We start from the raw sequence: 19,008 nt of genomic DNA on the forward strand, positions 1-19,008 counted from the left end.
CTACTGCCTTCATTTCCATTATCGCGCCGTATTCAATAGCTAGAGGCATTTCATGTCGAAAAGCCGTGAAAACCTTTCATTCCTGTTGTTGCTGGTTGCTGTCGCGCTGTCGGTTCCGCTCGTGCTCGGATTTCTTGGGGCGGCACATCCCGCACTGGATTCCTTTTCGCATTTTCGAGCCCACCTCGCCGTCTTGCTGGCAGTGCTGACCGTTCCTTTGCTTTTCACCAAAATGCGGCGCGAGGCAGCGATGCTTCTGCTTTTTGCCGTTATGGCTCTCAGTACAACTGTCGGTGCTGCACGCGATTTCCTGAGCGGCTCCACAGGTGCACAGGCGCAGGAACAAGGTGGGGCACGCTACAGCCTCGTCCAGATCAATTTGCGCGAAGACAATCCCGAACCAAAACGTATTCTCCAGATGATTGCACGAGAAAAGCCGGACGTCATCACCTATGAGGAAGCGAGCGAGCAATGGACAAAATGGCTCACCATTCTCCAGGGTTGCTATCCCTACCACCTCAATTGTGCTGACGATCCCAACACATGGGGCGTGGGCATCCTGTCGAAGCGGCCTTTCAGCGAAGATGCACAGACGGCCTGCGTCGGCGATGGTTTGCTCGCAATTGCGCCGATCAATTTCGGCGGAACGACCGTGCATGTCGCAGCACTGCACTTTTCATGGCCATGGCCACGCTGGCAGCCTTATCAACTCCGCTACATCGAACCGGAACTACAGAAGCTGAAAGGTCCTCTGGTCGTCGCCGGTGATTTCAATGCGGCACCGTGGAGCAATGCCGTTCGTCGTGTCGAACATGCCTCCGGCACCCGTCATATGACCGGTATCGGCGGCACGTGGATGACGCACCTGCTGCCTGTTACGCTGGCGCCCTATATCGGCCTGCCGATTGATCAGATACTCGTAAGCCCCGAAATCGGAGGTGCGAAGGTTTCGGCACGTGAAGATGCTGGCTCAGATCATCTGCCGGTGCGGCTCGATTTTTCCGTTCCGCCGCCCGTTCGGCCAGATGAAGAAGAACCGGAAACCCAGTCCGTCATGCTTCAATAAAAAAGGCGGTTCCAGACCGCCTTTTTCTTTCACATGTTCACGTAAACAGGTCCCTCGCCAACTCTCTTTTAGCCGCATTTCCGGAACGCAAAACCGGCGCCACTTTTGCTGGAAATGCTCGGACGGCGGTCGAGACGGACACTGTTTTCCGCAAACATTACATGTTTACGTAAACAGGTCCCTCGCCGCCTTGCGGCGGCACCCAGTTGATGTTCTGGTTCGGGTCCTTGATATCGCAAGTCTTGCAGTGCACGCAGTTCTGCGCGTTGATGACAAACCGCACGTCCTTTGCCTGCGGATCGGCAGCAGAGTTGCCGTCGGCATCCACCCATTCATAAACACCCGCAGGGCAGTAACGTGTCGACGGACCGGCAAAGATGTCGTGTTCAGACGTCTGCTGCAATTTCATGTCACGGACCTGAAGATGCACGGGCTCATTCTCGTCATGGTTCGTGTTCGACAGGAACACCGACGACAGGCGGTCGAACGTCAGAACGCCATCCGGCTTCGGATAGTCGATCTTCGCGTGTTTCGCAGCCGGCTCAAGTGACTGCGCATCAGTCTTGCCGTGCTTCAGCGTTCCGAAGATGGAGAAGCCGAAAAGCTGGTTGGTCCACATATCGAGGCCGCCGAGCGCCACGCCAGCAATCGTGCCGAACTTCGACCACAGCGGCTTGACGTTACGCACGCGCTTGAGATCTTTGCCAATCAGGCTCGAACGCCAATTGTTCTCGATCTCGACCGGCTCGTCATTGGCGCGTCCTGCGGCAATTGCCTCGGCGATCTTGTCGGCAGCGAGAATGCCGGAAAGAACCGCATTGTGGCTGCCCTTGATGCGCGGCACGTTGACCAGACCAGCCGAGCAACCGATGAGTGCTCCGCCCGGAAACGAAAGCTTCGGCACCGACTGGAAACCGCCTTCGGTAATCGCACGTGCGCCATAGGAAAGACGCTTGCCACCCTCGAAGACATCCTTGATGGCCGGATGCGTCTTGAAACGCTGGAATTCTTCAAACGGCGACAGATACGGGTTCTTGTAGTTGAGGTGCAGCACAAAGCCGACCGCAACCATATTGTCCTCGAGATGATAGAGGAACGAGCCGCCGCCGGTCTTCATGTCGAGCGGCCAGCCGAAGGAGTGCTGAACCAGCCCCGGCTTGTGCTTGGAAGGATCAACCTGCCACAATTCCTTGAGCCCAATACCGTATTTCGCCGGTTCGCGGCCCTCGTCGAGCTTGAATTTCGAGATCAGCTGCTTGGCAAGCGAACCGCGCGCGCCTTCGCCGACCAGCGTATACTTGCCGAGCAGCGCCATGCCGCGTGTATAGTTCGGACCATGTGTTCCGTCACGCTCGACACCCATATCGCCAGTGGCGACGCCGATGACTGCGCCCTCGTCATTGTAGAGCACTTCGGTTGCTGCAAAGCCCGGATAGATTTCCACGCCAAGTTCTTCGGCCTTGGTGCCGAGCCAGCGGCAGACATTGCCCAGGGACACGATGTAATTGCCATGATTGCTCATCAAAGGCGGCATCGCGAAATTCGGCAGGCGCACGGAACCTGCAGGCCCCAGCACGAGGAAATGATCGGCTGTCACGGGCGTCTTGAAGGGGTGCCCCTCTTCCTCGCGCCAGCCCGGCAGAAGCTGGTCGATGCCCACCGGATCAACGACAGCGCCAGAAAGAATATGCGCTCCGACTTCCCCACCCTTTTCGAGGACGACGACGGAAAGTTCGGGATTCGCCTGTTTCAAGCGGATTGCCGCAGCAAGGCCAGCAGGACCCGCGCCGACGATCACAACGTCGAATTCCATGCTCTCGCGTTCGGGAAGCTCCTGGTTCGCATATTCTGGGGCTTCAGACATTCATCCCTCCGTCCGGTGTAACATCGTCTTCTCACTAAGGTAGCCCAGACGACGCATCCAATTGTTTTTGTGCATGATCTAATCGCGAATACCCATGAACCGACTGCCTGTCAGCACTGATGGTATGGAAAGACCTGCCGTTTCCCCGTAATCTGCCTTACCCTGTCGCAGAGTTGGAGACTGTCGCAAATGCGTCCAATTGTCCAAAACAGGCGTCCTACGTCCACATATTCATTTACTTTAACGTAAACGTCAAATCTATTCCATTCAAGAAGCTGCGATGAGGATTTGTTCTTGGTGATGGAAGAAGTACGACTTCACAGCATGTCATGAGCATAAGAGAGCCGTAGCTGGCTCTGGCTGGAATATGCCGGTGTGAAATCGGATATGAATTGTCACTAACCGTCGAAACAAGCCCTAAATCCCAACCGGGCTCTTGCATTCACCCGCAAAATTCGCCACCTCAGAGGTGAGGTAGATAATGGCTGATAATCGCGAAACGCTGGATATTGAAGGTTTGCTCCGCTTCTATGCGGAAGCAGGCGTTGACATGCCGCTTTCCGAAACGCCGTTAGACCGGTTTGCGGAGCCTCAGCGCCCTGTTCCTTCGCAACCAACGGCGCAAATGTCGAATTCGCCGGAGCGCGCCCGGCAGCAGCAACCACGTCCGGCCCCGACACCTGCCCCCACCAGCAGGCCAGTTCAAGCCGCAGCCGACCTTCCCGACACAGCGCAGATTGCGCTCGCACGCGAGGCGGCGGCACAGGCTTCGACGCTGGAGGAATTGCGGGAGAAGCTCGCTGCATTCGACGGCTGCAACTTGAAATTCACGGCGAAGAACCTTTGTTTCGCCGATGGCGATCCGTCATCCGACATCATGTTCATCGGTGAAGCGCCCGGACGGGATGAGGATATGGAAGGATTGCCGTTTGTCGGAAAATCCGGACAGCTTCTCAATCGCATGATCGAATCTATCGGCCTGAAGCGAGAAAGCGTTTATATCGCCAATACGATCCCGTGGCGTCCGCCCGGCAACCGCACGCCGACGCCGCTTGAGACGGAACTCTGCCGGCCATTCATAGAACGACAGATCGAGCTTGCCGCGCCGAAAGTTCTGGTTGCACTTGGCGGACCTGCGGGCAAGGCACTCACTGGCGCGACGGAAGGTATCCTTCGGCTACGCGGCAACTGGAAGATTCATCGTACGCCCAACGGCCTCGAAATTCCCGTCATGCCGACCCTGCACCCAGCCTACCTTCTGCGAACGCCAGCGCAAAAGCTGTTTGCATGGCGCGATTTTCTGGCTGTGAAGCTGAAATTGGCCGAATTGATTAGTTGAAATCTCCGTAGTTCAGTGGCATCGGCAGGCGGCGTAGGCGGTATTGTCACCAACATGCCGCAAACTTGTTCTATTTCGCCGCTTGCCAAACCGCCTTTCGGCGACAAGTAGCCCTAAATTCAGATTCCCCATGGGATTTCACTGTGGAGTTTTTCATGGCTGGCCAGCTCCTGCCCATAGCGGCTTTGCTTGCAAGCACCTTTCTGATGCTGCTTGCCGGTGGCCTTGCGGGTATTCTTCTGCCCCTGCGTGGCGGCATGGAAGGCTGGTCGACCACGACCATCGGCTGGATGGGTACGAGCTATTCTCTCGCCTTCACGATCGGCTGCATCGTGGTGCCGCATCTGGTGCGGCGCGTTGGGCATGTGCGCGTCTTCTCCTCGCTGGCGACGCTGCTTTCGATGGCGCTATTGTTCCATGCACTGTTCGTCAATCCCGTCGCATGGATGATCTTCCGTGGCGTTGCAGGTTTTTCGCTCGCAGGCAGCTACATGATTATCGAAAGCTGGCTGAATGAGCGTGTGACCAATGAATCGCGCGGCCGCATCTTCTCGATCTATATGATTATCACCATGCTCGGACTGTTGTGCGGACAATACATCCTGCCGTTCGGCGATGCGGGAACGCAGACGCTCTTCATCATTTGCGCCATCATCTATGCAAGCGCACTGCTTCCAACCGCCCTCTCAAGTGCACAGTCGCCCAACCCACTGACGCAGGTTTCGCTCGATCTGAAAGGGCTTTACCGACGGTCGCCTGCTGCAGCCGTCGGCTCGCTGATTGCTGGTATAGTTGCAGGCACCTGGAACTTCCTCGCTGCCATTTACGGCGAGATGAACGGTCTTTCGACCTTCGGCATCGCAACAATGCTTGCCTGTGCCATGGTCGGCGGCGCGATCTTCCAGTATCCGCTCGGACGGGGATCTGACTTTGTCGATCGTCGCTATGTCATGGTGATCGCCGGTATTATCGGCTTTGCGTTGTCGATGGTGATGGTGCTGTTCCATCCCACTTCGCCCTATGCGCTCTACATCATGATGTTTCTGTTCGGCTCGGTTATTTATCCGATCTACAGCCTCAACGTCGCTCACGCCAATGACTATGCGGACGCCAGCGAATTCGTGAAGGTTTCCGGCGGATTGCTGATTATTTACGGCGTGGGCAGCGTCATCGGGCCTGCTCTTTCCGGCCCGTTGATGGATCTGATCGGTGCATCGGGCTTCTTCGTAACCATGGCCATTGCCTACGGCTTATACGGCCTGCATGCCTTCTGGCGCATCCGTCGCTTCGAACGCCCGGCCATCAGCGACCAGAAGACCGAATACAAGTTCCATACGCCGGACGGCCAGTCCACGCCGGAAACCATGCAGCTTGATCCTCGTGCAGAGGGCGCACCCGGTCAAAGCTGAATTCATTGTGTCTGAGGTGCGTTCACCTTGTGGGGCGCAATGGAAAGCTTGTGCTCGCGGTAGATGATGAAACCGCCCGCCGCCATAACGATGGCGCTACCGGCCAGCATTTCGAAAGTCGGGATATCGCCGAACAGCAAAAATCCGATGGCAAGTCCCAGCAGCATCGAAGTGTATTCGAAGGGAGCAATCGTCGACATCGGCGCATGGCGATAACACTCGGTCAGAAGGATCTGACCAACACCACCCGCAAAGCCAGCACCGACCAGCATGGCAAGCTGTGACCAGTTCGGTACGATCCAGCCGAATGGAAGGCTTGCCAGGGAAATGACGCTCGCGGATAGGGAAAAATAGATCACAATGGTCGAGGTGCGCTCCGTCTGCACGAGGCGACGCACAAGCATCATGGCCACCGCAGACAGAATAGCCGCGCCAAGAGCGGCAAACGCACCCATGGCCTCGTCATGCCCCATGCTGCCGCCGGGAAACACCGTCAGCCGCGGCCAGATGATGACCATCACACCACCAAGCCCGATGAGAACCGCGCTCCAGCGATAAAATCGCACGACTTCATGCAGGATGACCGCGCCAAGAATGACGGTAATCAGCGGTGAAGCGTAGTTGATCGCGATTGCTTCGGGCAGCGGCAGCTTGGTGAGAGCGAAAAAGCTCATCGACATGGAACAGACGCCCACCAGCCCACGCCAGAAATGGCTGAAACCGTTCTGGGTGCGGAACACGCCGGAAAGCTGCCCGCGCCACCCCAGATAGACCAGTATCGCGAAGATTGCGAAGAACGACCGGAAAAAGATCAACTGTCCGACAGGCACGCCTTCAGCTGCCTTCAGCAAGGTGGACATGGCGACAAAAACGGCAACGGAAGCGATTTTGAGACCGATGCCTAGCATCGGGTTGGTTTCAAGATGGGCAGCCTCGACAGGCGCGCTCGCATGAGCGTTCACAACGCAATTCCTTAAAAACACAAAGCGCAGGTTCGCCCAAAATATTCGAGCGCCTGTTTTCTTATTCCTGTTTGTGAGACAGCACCAGTAGCACAAAGGTTCCGCTGAAAATTATTTGGCAAAGTGTCTGTCGTTTGTTTTGTCGCATTATCCGACGCAAAGCCGCTTCGCACTTTTGCTGGAAATGCTCGGATCACAAATGGCCGGTTGGTTGTTCTGGAATTGAGTTTCCCTTGGCTGCAATTCCGGGTACGAATCCAGCATTATGAGTTCAATGTGAGTTCAGGGAGAGAGTTTCGCTATGCGTACTGAAACCGGCCAGACATTCCGTCTCGAAGATTATCGTCCGACCCCATACGCCATACCCGAGACGAAACTGGGCTTCTCACTGGAACCGGAAAAAACGCTCGTCCGTGCTACGCTGACGATTGAACGCCGGGATGACACCCCGGCTGGCACACCGTTGGTTCTCGATGGTGACGAACTGAAGCTTGTCAGCATCGCCATTGACGGCAAGGCGCTTGCCGACAACAGCTATGTCGCAACGCCCGACCAGCTTGAAATCAGCGATCTGCCGGAAGGCAAGCGCTTCACACTTGAAATCGTGACAGAAATCAACCCGACCACCAACCGCCAGCTATCCGGCCTTTATCGCTCCAGTGGCGTTTATTGCACGCAGTGCGAGGCAGAAGGCTTCCGCCGCATTACCTATTATTACGACCGCCCGGATGTGCTGTCAGTTTATACGGTGCGAGTTGACGCCGACAAGCAAGCTGCCCCCATTCTCCTGTCCAATGGCAACCCCGTTGACAGCGGATCGGTCGAAGGCAACTCGGACCGGCACTTCGCAATCTGGCACGATCCACACCCAAAACCGTCCTATCTCTTTGCACTCGTTGCCGGATCGCTTGGCGTCGTGAAGGATCACTTCACCACGCAGTCCGGACGGCCTGTCGATCTGGCAATCTATGTCGAACATGGCAAGGAAAGCCGGGCACTCTATGCGATGGATGCACTGAAGCGATCCATGCGCTGGGACGAGGAGAAATTCGGGCGCGAATATGATCTCGACGTCTTCAACATCGTTGCCGTTTCCGATTTCAACATGGGCGCGATGGAGAACAAGGGTCTCAACGTCTTCAACGACAAATATGTGCTGGCCGATCTCGAAACCGCAACCGACGTCGACTATGCGGGCATCGAAGCGGTGATCGCACACGAATATTTCCATAACTGGACCGGCAACCGCATCACCTGCCGCGACTGGTTCCAACTCTGCCTCAAGGAAGGCCTGACGGTCTATCGCGACCACGAATTTTCCGCCGATGAGCGCTCGCGCCCGGTGAAGCGCATCGCAGAAGTGAAGATTCTCAAAGCTCAGCAGTTCCCGGAAGACGCCGGGCCGCTCGCTCATCCTGTGCGCCCGCGCGAATATCGTGAGATCAACAATTTCTACACGGCAACCGTCTATGAAAAAGGTTCGGAAGTCGTGCGCATGATCCGCACGATCATCGGGTCTGAGCTCTTCCGCAAGGGTATGGACCTCTATTTTGAGCGCCATGACGGAGAAGCGGCGACTATCGAGGATTTCGTCAAGGTTTTCGCCGATGTTTCCAGCCAGGACTTTTCACAGTTCGCGCTCTGGTACGATCAGGCTGGAACACCAAAGGTGGAAGCCGCTTTCGCCTACGATGCTGCGAAGGAAACCTTCACGATTGAACTGGTGCAGTCGCTGGGAGCGACGCCCAGACAAACCGTCAAGAAGCCGATGCATATCCCGATTGCCTTCGGCCTTCTCGGTTCTGACGGCAAGGATATGATGCCAACATCCGTTGAAGGTGGAGACGTGCGCGGCGACGTCATCCATCTGCATCGTTCTTCCGAAAAGATCATCTTCCACGGCATCAAGGAACGCCCTGTACCGTCGCTGTTGCGCGGGTTCTCGGCTCCCGTAAATCTATCAGCACCTCTATCGGATGATGATCGCGCATTCCTGGCCCTCAACGACAGCGATCCGGTTGCCCGCTGGCAGGCATTAACCGGAATTTTCAACCAGGCCCTGCTTGAAGGCGCCAAGCGTGTTCGCGGCGGTCATGCACCGGCGATTGATGATAAGGTCATCGAACTTGCCGGAAATATCGCTTCGGACGGGACGCTTGATCCGGCCTTTCGTGCGCTTTACCTCACGCTGCCGAGCGAAAGCGACATCGCACGCGAGATGGGCAGCAATGTCGATCCGGATGCGATCCTCGCCAGCCGAAACCATTTCGTGGACGCTATTGCCACCCGATATGCCGACGACTTCGCAAAGCTCTATGATGGCCTGAAACAGGATGGCGCTTTCTCGCCGGATGCAGACGCAGCAGGCAAACGTGCCTTGCGAAACGTGCTGCTCGATTATCTGAGCCGCCACGACAAAAGCCAGAAACGCGCCGCCAGCCAGTTCGTCAATTCGGATAATATGACTGACCGCTTCGCGGCGCTGGCCGTGCTGGTGCACCGCTTTGGCGATACGGACGAGGCAAAGGACGCACTGGCAAGTTTCGAGCACCGGTTCGGCAAGGATGGTCTTGTGATGGACAAGTGGTTCAGCGTGCAGGCGAGCCGTCCCGGCGACGAAGCCTTGCAGGCTGTGCGCGATCTTACGAAACACGCCCTCTTCTCGCTCGACAATCCGAACCGCGTCCGCTCCGTGATCGGCTCATTCTCCGCATCCAATCCGACCGGCTTCAATCGCAAGGATGGTGCGGCCTACGAGTTCTTTGCAGATACGATCCTGTCCATCGATCCAGAAAATCCACAGCTTGCAGCGCGGCTTCTGACTGCGCTTCGCTCCTGGCGTTCGCTTGAAGATACCCGCCGCGAGCATGCAAGGGCAGCGCTGGCGCGTATTTCAGGCGCAGGCAAACTATCTACCGACCTGCGCGATATCGTGGACCGCACTCTCGCCTGATTCGCGACCTATCCTGATCGTTATGGTGATTCGCTCGTTCCGGCTGCTTAACCAGCAATCGGAACGAGCCATTTCATGCTGATGAACGCAAAGGCGGCGGGCAGTCAGCTTTCATGAGTCTTTTCATGCCTTTAGCCGAATCAAATGCGATGCTGATTCCACTTAAGAGCTTGAGATTCATGAATAAATTGGCTGACAAAACCCTGATTTTTACACCTCGTTAACGAATTCGCTGGACAGCGCGAATCACTTTTGATTCATTGATCATATTCGGAGGTGGCGTATTCCGAATCACTTCACTCGCAGGGAATTCACGAGGGACCATTATATGGCGAGCACCGACGCGTATGGCGCGCCGGCGGGGACGCATTGCGAATCCGGTCGGAAAAGAAGGAAAGGCAAGCTTTCGGGCCATGTCAGTCTTCTTGCTGGTCCGGCCTATGGCAAGTTCGTCTCAATCGAGCCTATCCTGCGACGCCTCGTTCCTGCGCTCATCATTATTTTCCTAATTATTCTCGGCGTAGCGCGCGTCTTCTCGATGCTGGCGTGGCGCGAGGATATCGAGCAGCAGCATAAGGCATTTCTGTCGGCTGCGACCGCCAATCTCGCACAGATGATCGAGCGTGTTGCCAATGGCACCGACGCCGGAGCGCAGATCGCCGCGAAGGATATTCAAGACACGATAGCCGAGTTTCGTTCGCGCGGGCTGTCGTCGTCCGGCATGACGCTCGCCGTCATTGACCCACAATCCTCCGTGGTGGCAATTTCAGGCCCGATGTCCGATCTATCCGGCAAGCCGGTCGATACGATCCTTTCGGAAGCACAGCCGCTGTTCCTGTTTGCAGAACGTGCAGGCGTGCTGAAAGTCACACTTCAGGGTGAGCCGGCTTTCGGTGCCTTGTCGAAGCCTATGACCCTGCCCTATTCCGTTATCGCCGTCGAACCGGAAAGCGCCATCTTCGCAGAATGGCGCCGCGCCGTGTCGCTCAATGTGACGCTCTTTGCGGGTACGACGGGCGTCATGTTCGCCATCCTTTACGCCTATTTCAGCCAGGCAGCGCGAGCCCGCGAGGCCGACGATCTCTCCAACCAAATCCAGCGCCGTATTGATCTGGCGCTGGGCCGCGGTCGATGCGGCCTGTGGGATTGGGACATGGCACGCGGTCGCATCTATTGGTCGCGTTCCATGTATGAGATGCTGGGCTACGAAGCGCAGGATGCGGTGCTGCCATTCGGTGATGTGGCTGCAATCATCAATACGGAAGATGGTGATCTTTATTCGATCGCCGAACAGGCAGCGGCAGGCGATATTTCGCATGTCGACCGCGTCTTCCGCATGCGCCACGCCGATGGTTCGTGGGTCTGGATGCGTGTTCGCGCGGAAATCGCCAGCGAAGGCGATCTTCATCTGGTCGGCATCGCCTTCGACGTCAGCGAACAGCACCGCTTTGCGCAAGCGACGGCGGAAGCCGACATGCGCATCCGCGAAGCCATCGAGAATATTTCGGAAGCCTTCATCCTGTGGGATTCCAACAACCGCCTCGTCATGGCGAATTCCAAGTTCAGTGAATATGCTGGCCTTCCGGTCTGGACCCTGAAACCCGGTGTGCCGCGCAACGAAGTTGATGCCCATACACGCCCGTTCACTTTCGAACGCCGCATGGCCAATGAACATAACCGCGCTGGTGGTCAGACCTTTGAACGCCAGCTCAGCGATGGCCGCTGGCTCCAGGTCAACGAACGTCGCACGCAGGACGGCGGCCTTGTATCCATTGGCACAGACATTACCCAGCTCAAGCTGCATCAGGAACGTCTGGTCGACAGCGAACGCCGCCTAATGGCGACGATTCACGACCTGTCGATTGCACGCAAAGGCGAGCGGGATCGCGTGCGTGAACTCTCCGAACTTGCCCGCAAATACGGTCAGGAAAAGGAACGCGCGGAAGCCGCGAACCGCGCCAAGTCCGAATTCCTCGCCAATATGTCTCACGAGCTGCGCACGCCGCTCAATGCGATCATCGGCTTCTCGGAAATGATCCAGGCAGGCACGTTCGGCCCGCTCGGCTCCGACCGTTACGAGGAATACATCAACGACATCCATACAAGCGGCAACTTCCTGCTTAATGTCATCAATGACATTCTCGACATGTCGAAGATCGAGGCCGGGCAATTCTCGCTCGACCGTGAGCAGATCGATCTCTGCCCGCTTATCAATGAAACGGTACGCATGATTTCGCTGCAGGCGGATGAGAAGAATATTGCGGTCAATACGCGCATCGAAGAGGCAATGCAGCTCTATGCCGACCGGCGCGCGATCAAGCAGGTGCTCATCAACCTTCTCTCCAATGCGGTGAAGTTCACATCCTACGGCGGGCAGATCACGGTACGGGCGCGAAAGACCGGCTCAGCCCTCTTCATGACTATTCAGGATACCGGTGTCGGCATTCCAAAATCGGCAATCAAGAAGATCGGCCAGCCCTTCGAACAGGTGGAAAACCAGTTCACCAAGACTCATACCGGTTCCGGCCTCGGACTTGCCATCACCCGTTCACTGGCCGAGCTTCACGGCGGCTGGCTTCGCATTCGCTCAACCGAAGGCGTTGGCACCGTGGTTTCGGTCTGCATCCCTGATCGCAAGCGCGGTCAGGTTGGACATGGTGCGGAAATCCACGCGGCCTGATTAGATGGTCAAAAGCTTCTCAAAACTTGTCCGCACGTCAACGGCGACTTCCGCCAGATGATGCTCGACGCGCTTTATGTCTGGCATGTCGGCCGCACGGCATAGCAGGTCGATCATGCCGGGTATGAATTCTTCACGTTTGGCATCGCTTCCAAGACACAGACGGATCGTCTGGCTCAGATTGGTATAGAGGCGATGGGCGCCGACAAGGCTATCGGCAAGCGCCGGATCAGCAAAAGACGGGTCCAGGGCCGAAAGGATTTCTTCTGTACCCAAGGGACGCGGCTTCCGGTCGAGCTTGTTGGCCAGCACGGCAAACTGGGCGATGAATTCCAGATCGACAATGCCGCCGGGCTTCAGCTTGAAATCCCAATCATCGGCAGGTGGCTTTTCCTGATAGATGAGGTCGCGCATCTCGCGCACATCCTGGGCGATCTTCTTCACGTCACGGGGAGAGACAAGAACCTTGTCGATCTCGCTTCTGATGTGATCCATAAACGCCTCGTCGCCATGAATCGGGCGCGCACGGGTCAAGGCCATATGTTCCCATGTCCATGCTTCGCTGCGTTGATACTTGCCGAAGGATTCGATGTGGGTGGCAACCGGTCCCTTATTGCCGGAAGGACGCAGCCGCATATCAACTTCGTAGAGCACGCCTTCCGCAGTTGGCGCGGAAAGTGCCGCAATGAGCCGCTGGGTCAGGCGAATATAATATTGCGAGGGAGCCAGCGGCTTTTCACCGTCTGATTCATCCGTCTCCTTGTCGTGATCGTAAAGCAGGATCAAATCGACATCCGAACCGGCGGTGAGTTCGCGACTGCCAAGCTTGCCCATGGCCAGAAGCGCCACTCTCGCGCCCTTAACCTTGCCGTGGCGTCGCTCCAGTTCAGCCGCCACAACCTCGAATGCCTTGCCGATCATCAGTTCAGCCAGATCGGAAAATGCGCGACCAGCGCGCACGCCATCAATGGCGCTTGTGAGCAGGCGAATACCGATCAGAAAACGATGTTCGGCAGCGAAGATACGCAACCGGTCCAGCACTTCCTCATAATCGGTCGCAGGCCCCAGAAACACGCGAAGGCGCTCTTCCAGATAGGCGCGTGTCGGCATTTCCGAGAAAATCGCCGGATCGAGCAGACCGTCAAAAACATGCGGGTTGCGCGTGATGATTTCGGCAAGCCGGGGGGCGGCGCTCATAATCAACACGAGAAGGTTCAGGAGACGGGGATTGGATTGCAACAGGCTGAAAAGCTGGATGCCCGCAGGCAGGCCCTTCAAAAAACCGTCAAAACGCAAGAGCGCTTCATCCGCGCGCTTGGTCTCGGCAAAGGCCTTGAGCAGAGCGGGCGTAAGTTCGGTCAGGCGCTCACGCGCTTCGGCAGATTGCGTGGCGCGATAACGCCCGAAGTGCCACGTGCGGATCACGCGGCATATATCGCTCGGACGTTCATAGCCCATGGCCGCGAGCGTCTCCAGTGTGCCCGGATCATCCACATCGCCAGTAAAGACAAGATTGCCGGATGAGCTTCCAAGTTCGGGAGCCTGCTCGAACAGGGCCGCATAGTGCTTTTCGACGACCTTGAGCGCATCGAGAAAAACATCTGAAAAGGCTGCCGGATCGGCGTAACCCATCATATGGGCAACACGTGCAAAGCCTTCATCGTCTTCGGGCAGAATATGCGTCTGCTCGTCGGCGATCATCTGGATGCGGTGCTCTACGTCGCGGAGGAAATAATATTCCTTCGCCAAGGCATCGCGAGCCCTCTCGGTGATCCAGCCCCGCTCCGCCAGTCTTGCCAGCATCGGCACTGTCTGGTTGCCACGCAATTCGGGAAAGCGCCCTCCAGCGATGAGCTGCTGCGTCTGAACGAAGAATTCGATTTCGCGGATGCCGCCACGTCCCAGTTTCACATTGTGGCCGCGCACAGCGATATCGCCGTGCCCCTTATGGGCGTGGATCTGCCGCTTGATCGAGTGCACGTCGGCAATGGCCGCATAGTCGAGATATTTGCGCCAGACATAGGGGGAAAGCTCCGCCAGCACCTGCTTCCCGGATTCGCGGTCCCCTGCAACGGGCCGCGCCTTGATCATCGCCGCGCGTTCCCAGTTCTGGCCGCGCCCTTCGTAATAATGAAGTGCCGCGCCGACAGGAATGGCCAGCGGCGTGGAACCGGGGTCCGGACGCAGGCGAAGATCGACGCGGAAGACATAGCCATCGCCGGTGCGGTCCTGCAGGATGCGGACAAGGCGGCGTGTCAGCCGTGAAAAAGTTTCGACGCATTCATACGGATCGCCGATGGCCGGTCTGGTTTCATCGATGAAGACGATGAGATCAATATCGGACGAATAATTGAGTTCACGCGCACCGAACTTGCCCATGCCGAGAACAATCCAGCCACTGTCCTTGTCGGGCTGGTTTCGGTCAGGAAGTTTAATCTTGCCCGCACTATCCGCATCAAGCAGCAGAAACCGGACGGCTGCGCCAGTGCAGGCCTCGGCCAGATCAGTGAGCCAGCCCGTCGTTGCTTCCGTATTGAAAATGCCAGCGAGATCGCAAAGCGCGATAAGGACATGCGCCTCACGTTTCAGAACACGCAGGCTGGTCATGAGGGAGGCTTCCGTCACGTCTGCACTTGCAGCACTGGCCGAGATATCCGCCAGAATATTCTCTAGTGCAGCCTCCGGCGATTTGTCGACGATGCGATCCAGAATACGCGGATGACGGGTCAGTGCTTCGCGAATGAATGGAGAAAGATCGAGAACGGCCGAGAAGAACGGCGCGGCTTCTGCCTTTTTCAGCAAGGCTACGACGTCTGTAAGTTCCTCTTCTCCGGCACGCGCCGCAAGGTCGGCCAGGAAGGTCTCCGCCCTTGCAGGATCAAGCGGCGTCAAAGCACGAATCTCTCTCTCCAAGAATAGTGCCGTTGCGTTTTCTGCCGCCATGATCCCCTCTTATGTCACGCCATTATTCGACCTTGCCCGATGGCAATGGAAACTCCAGCACAGCGCGCAGGCCCGGATCATTGCCTTCAAGACGAAGTGCGCCACCGTGCAATTTCATCACCGCCTTGGCAAGACTTAAACCGAGTCCCGAACCGGGCTGCGTGCGGCTTTCCTCAAGGCGAACAAACCGTTCTGTCGCCTGTTCGCGTTTTTCTTCAGGAATGCCGGGACCATTATCGGCAACGATGATGCGGACCCAGTTCGGATCACGCTCCATAGAAAGGCTCACTGTCGCAATCCGCTCATCGCCGCCCGCATACTTAATTGCATTGTCGACGAGATTGGAAATCGTCTGCCCGACCAGTTCGCGATTGATATGAAGCGCAACTTCATCGAGATCACCAAGTGTCAGGTTCACACCCGCATCCTCGGCAACGGGCTCATACATTTCGGCCACGTCGCGAAGGATCGGCGCTACCGGCATGTTTTCGAGATTCTCCGATGAATAGCCTGCTTCAAGACGCGAAATCATCAGGATCGCGTTGAAGGTCCGGATCAATTGATCCGACTCGCCGATAATATCTTCAAGCGCCTCACGATATTCAGGTCCGGCCTTCTTGCCGGAAAGAGCTTCTTCCGCTCGATTGCGCAGGCGCGTCAGCGGCGTCTTGAGATCGTGCGCGATATTGTCGGAGACCTGCTTCAGCCCCTCGTTTAATTCCAGAATTTTGCCAAGCATGACGTTGAGATTGCCCGACAGGCGGTCGAATTCATCACCCGAGCCGTTGACCGGAAGCCTGCCCGTCAAATCCCCATCCATGATGCGCTGTGAAGCCTTGGACACGTCATCGATGCGCTTCAGGGCGCGGCGTCCCACAAACAGCCAGATCAAGAGCGCTCCAACGCCCATGATACCTAACGCCAGCATCAGCGACCGGCGAACAACATCACGGAACCGCTCCGGTTCACCCAGATCGCGACCGACCAGAAGCCGCATGCCGTTCGGCAATGCGATCACGACCGCAATGGCGCGGTGCTCCGTCTCCGTGCCCTGCTCGCCATAGCGCCGATATTTGAACCCGCGCTCAATAATGCCATCGGTATCCAGAACACCGGGCTCCACGCTCTCCACATTACCCGCAAGGATGCGGCCTGTCGGATCAGCGACCAGATAGAGATAAGCGCCCGGCTGGCGCGAGCGATAATCGATTGTCCGCACGAGCTGCGGTATGCCGCCCCGCGCATAGCTCTTGCCAATGCTGCCGATCTCCTCACCCAGCGATTGCTGGGTCTGCGCGGCCAGCATGGAAGCAGACAGATTGGTCATGTAGAAGACCAGCGCTACCGCGCCGACGATGAACAGCAGCAGATAGAGCGTTGATAGTCGAACGGCGGTTGTGCGCATGAGCGCTGAAAAGCGGCTCATCAATCCACCTTGGCGACTGCGGATTGTTTTGCACGTCCGGCCTTCAGCATGTAGCCGGCGCCACGCACCGTATGAAGCAGAGGAACGTCGAAGCCCTTCTCGATCTTGGAACGCAAACGCGAGATATGCACGTCAATCACATTGGTCTGCGGATCGAAGTGATAATCCCATACGTTTTCGAGCAGCATCGTGCGCGTGACAACCTGTCCGGCATGACGCATAAGATATTCGAGAAGTCGGAATTCGCGAGGCTGGAGCGTAATATCCACATCCTGACGGCGCGCTGTATGCGCAAGCCGGTCAAGCTCCAGATCGCCGACGCGGTAGATCGTATCTGCTTCGCGGGGACTGGAACGACGTTGCAAAACCTCGACGCGAGCCAGCAGCTCGGAGAATGCATAAGGCTTGGTAAGGTAGTCGTCACCACCGGCTCGCAGTCCTGTGACGCGGTCATCCACTTCGCCGAGTGCGGAAAGGATCAGGACCGGGGTTTCCATGCCCTTGGCACGCAAACCAGCCACGACGGACAAGCCATCACGCTTCGGCAGCATGCGGTCGACTACGAGGACATCGTAGCTTCCATTCTCGGCCAGCGTATAGCCGGTCTCGCCGTCACCGGCGATATCGGCGGAATGTCCGGCCTCGGTGAAGGCCTTCTCCAGATAGCGGGCCGCTTCGCGGTCATCTTCAATAACGAGAATCTTCATGGCGCTACTTATAATACCGTTTGATGATAAGGCGATGCCAGGCGGAGAACCGCCTGGCATCGAATTGCTCAGAGCCTTAAGGGCTACCGGTCATCATCCCTGATCGATCGGCAGGGCCACGAAGCGGCTCTGATCGTTGCTCTGCAATTGCAGCAGCACTGCCTTGCGACCCGACTTGGCGGCTTCGCTGATGGCGTTGTTGATGTCCTTGGCGCTCTTCACCGTCTGGTTGTTGACGCTCATGATGATATCGCCGGAACGGACACCACGGTCAGAGGCATCGCTATCGGGATCAACGTCGGTTACCACCACGCCGTTGCCATCTTCGGATGGGGTCACGGTCAAGCCATAGGAGTCGAGCGTCTCGCTCTGGCTGCCGCCGCCATTGTCACCCGAAGTGCTGGCCGACTTGCCGAGATCGCCAGGCATCGCCTCGATGGTGATGTCGATTTCCTCGGCCTTGTTCTTGCGCCAGACGGTGAGTGCCGCCTTTTCGCCTGGAACAATGCCAGCAACCTTGCGTGCCAGATCGCGCGGATCCTGAACGGGTTCGCCGTTGACGGCAGTGATCACATCACCGGACTGGATGCCAGCCTTGGCAGCAGGGCCGTCCTTCTGCGGCGAAGCGACGATTGCGCCCTTCTCTTCAGCAAGGCCGAGCGAAGCAGCAATATCCTTGGTCACCGGCTGAATCTGGACACCGATCCAGCCACGTTCGACCGAACCCTTCTTGATGAGCTGGTCAACGACCTGCTTTGCGGTAGAGGCCGGAATTGCAAAGGCAATACCCACGCTACCGCCCGAAGGCGAGAAGATTGCGGTGTTGATGCCGATGACCTGACCGGACAGGTTGAAGGCCGGACCACCAGAGTTGCCCTTGTTCACAGCCGCGTCGATCTGGATGAAGTCGTCGTAAGGACCGGCGCCGATATCACGGCCGCGAGCCGACACGATACCGGATGTCACCGTACCGCCGAGACCGAACGGATTGCCGACAGCCACAACCCAGTCACCGACGCGAATCTTGTTGTCGTCGCCGAATGCAACATAGGTGAACTTCTTCTTCGGATCGTTGACCTTCAGCACGGCCAGATCGGTACGCGGATCGGTTCCGATCAGCTTTGCGTCAAGTTCCGTACCGTCATCCATGACAACGCTGTAGGCATCGCCATCAGAAACCACGTGATTGTTGGTTACGACATAGCCGTCTTCGGAAATGAAGAAGCCGGAACCCTGGGCGACCGGACGTTCATGACCGGGGCGCGGACCGCGCTTGCCGGGGCCACGGCGATCCGGGCGGGCATCGGGACGAGCGTCGCCACGCGGATCCATGCCGAAATCACGGAAGAAGCGCTTCAGCGGATGATCGTCCGGAAGCTGATCAAATCCGGGAGGGCCCGAGAACTGGCCGCCGTCGCCGCGATCAGCAGTTTGCTGCACGTCCTTCTTCACGCGGACGCTGACAACAGCCGGACGAACCTTCTCAACAAGATCGGCAAAACCCGCAGCCTGCGGCGGTGGCGTTACCTGGACTGCGTCAGCACGCGCATCATTGAGCGCACCAAGCGGGCCGGTAGCGAGAAAACCACCGGCGAGAGCAGCCGATAGTGCAATCGCGGCAACGCCCTTGCGATAGTTGGAAATCCTGGCTCTGGACAT

Annotated in this window: 11 protein-coding genes; 5 read left to right on the forward strand and 6 right to left on the reverse strand. The window is 57.3% G+C overall.

The genetic code is table 11. The annotated features are described in order from the left end of the window. Nucleotides 1-52 precede the first annotated feature (52 nt). Nucleotides 53-1,066 (forward strand): endonuclease/exonuclease/phosphatase family protein, encoded by a 1,014-nt coding sequence (locus tag MKS82_RS06225; RefSeq protein ID WP_240578511.1) that lies wholly within the window; start codon nucleotides 53-55, stop codon nucleotides 1,064-1,066. Nucleotides 1,067-1,223: 157 nt separating this feature from the next. Here MKS82_RS06225 and MKS82_RS06230 read toward each other — a convergent pair whose 3' ends face one another. Continuing rightward, nucleotides 1,224-2,930 (reverse strand): electron transfer flavoprotein-ubiquinone oxidoreductase, encoded by a 1,707-nt coding sequence (locus tag MKS82_RS06230; protein ID WP_240578512.1) that lies wholly within the window; start codon nucleotides 2,928-2,930, stop codon nucleotides 1,224-1,226. A 481-nt stretch (nucleotides 2,931-3,411) separates the two neighbouring features. Between MKS82_RS06230 and MKS82_RS06235 the strand changes: the two genes are divergently transcribed. Together MKS82_RS06235 and MKS82_RS06240 are read left to right on the forward strand one after the other, a co-directional pair. Beyond that, complete coding sequence (locus MKS82_RS06235; protein ID WP_240578513.1) at nucleotides 3,412-4,269, forward strand: uracil-DNA glycosylase; 858 nt, start codon at nucleotides 3,412-3,414, stop codon at nucleotides 4,267-4,269. A gap of 155 nt (nucleotides 4,270-4,424) precedes the next feature. Further along, nucleotides 4,425-5,678: an MFS transporter gene (locus tag MKS82_RS06240; RefSeq protein WP_240578514.1), complete on the forward strand. Its 1,254-nt coding sequence runs from the start codon at nucleotides 4,425-4,427 to the stop codon at nucleotides 5,676-5,678. A gap of 2 nt (nucleotides 5,679-5,680) precedes the next feature. Here the strand turns inward: MKS82_RS06240 and MKS82_RS06245 are convergent, their stop codons facing one another. After that, nucleotides 5,681-6,586 (reverse strand): DMT family transporter, encoded by a 906-nt coding sequence (locus tag MKS82_RS06245; protein ID WP_276313283.1) that lies wholly within the window; start codon nucleotides 6,584-6,586, stop codon nucleotides 5,681-5,683. 355 nt (nucleotides 6,587-6,941) lie between these two features. Here MKS82_RS06245 and pepN point away from each other — a divergent pair, with 355 nt between their 5' ends. Further along, nucleotides 6,942-9,593 (forward strand): aminopeptidase N, encoded by a 2,652-nt coding sequence (gene pepN, locus MKS82_RS06250; protein WP_240578516.1) that lies wholly within the window; start codon nucleotides 6,942-6,944, stop codon nucleotides 9,591-9,593. A gap of 328 nt (nucleotides 9,594-9,921) precedes the next feature. After that, complete coding sequence (locus MKS82_RS06255) at nucleotides 9,922-12,273, forward strand: PAS domain-containing sensor histidine kinase (RefSeq protein ID WP_151557866.1); 2,352 nt, start codon at nucleotides 9,922-9,924, stop codon at nucleotides 12,271-12,273. Here the strand turns inward: MKS82_RS06255 and MKS82_RS06260 are convergent, their stop codons facing one another. From MKS82_RS06260 to MKS82_RS06275, 4 genes are all read right to left on the reverse strand, one after another. Continuing rightward, on the reverse strand, nucleotides 12,274-15,216 hold the full coding sequence (locus tag MKS82_RS06260; RefSeq protein WP_240578517.1) for a bifunctional [glutamine synthetase] adenylyltransferase/[glutamine synthetase]-adenylyl-L-tyrosine phosphorylase: 2,943 nt from the start codon (nucleotides 15,214-15,216) through the stop codon (nucleotides 12,274-12,276). 22 nt (nucleotides 15,217-15,238) lie between these two features. After that, a complete protein-coding gene (locus tag MKS82_RS06265; protein ID WP_176037526.1) occupies nucleotides 15,239-16,645 on the reverse strand; it encodes a sensor histidine kinase in 1,407 nt (468 codons plus the stop codon). Beyond that, nucleotides 16,642-17,349: a response regulator transcription factor gene (locus tag MKS82_RS06270; RefSeq protein WP_151557860.1), complete on the reverse strand. Its 708-nt coding sequence runs from the start codon at nucleotides 17,347-17,349 to the stop codon at nucleotides 16,642-16,644. Before MKS82_RS06270 ends, MKS82_RS06265 begins: the two co-directional genes overlap by 4 nt. 93 nt (nucleotides 17,350-17,442) lie before the next feature. Beyond that, on the reverse strand, nucleotides 17,443-19,008 hold the full coding sequence (locus MKS82_RS06275) for a Do family serine endopeptidase (protein WP_151652639.1): 1,566 nt from the start codon (nucleotides 19,006-19,008) through the stop codon (nucleotides 17,443-17,445).

It is taken from the genome of Ochrobactrum sp. A-1 (genome assembly GCF_022488005.1).
Classification (GTDB): Bacteria; Pseudomonadota; Alphaproteobacteria; order Rhizobiales; family Rhizobiaceae; genus Brucella.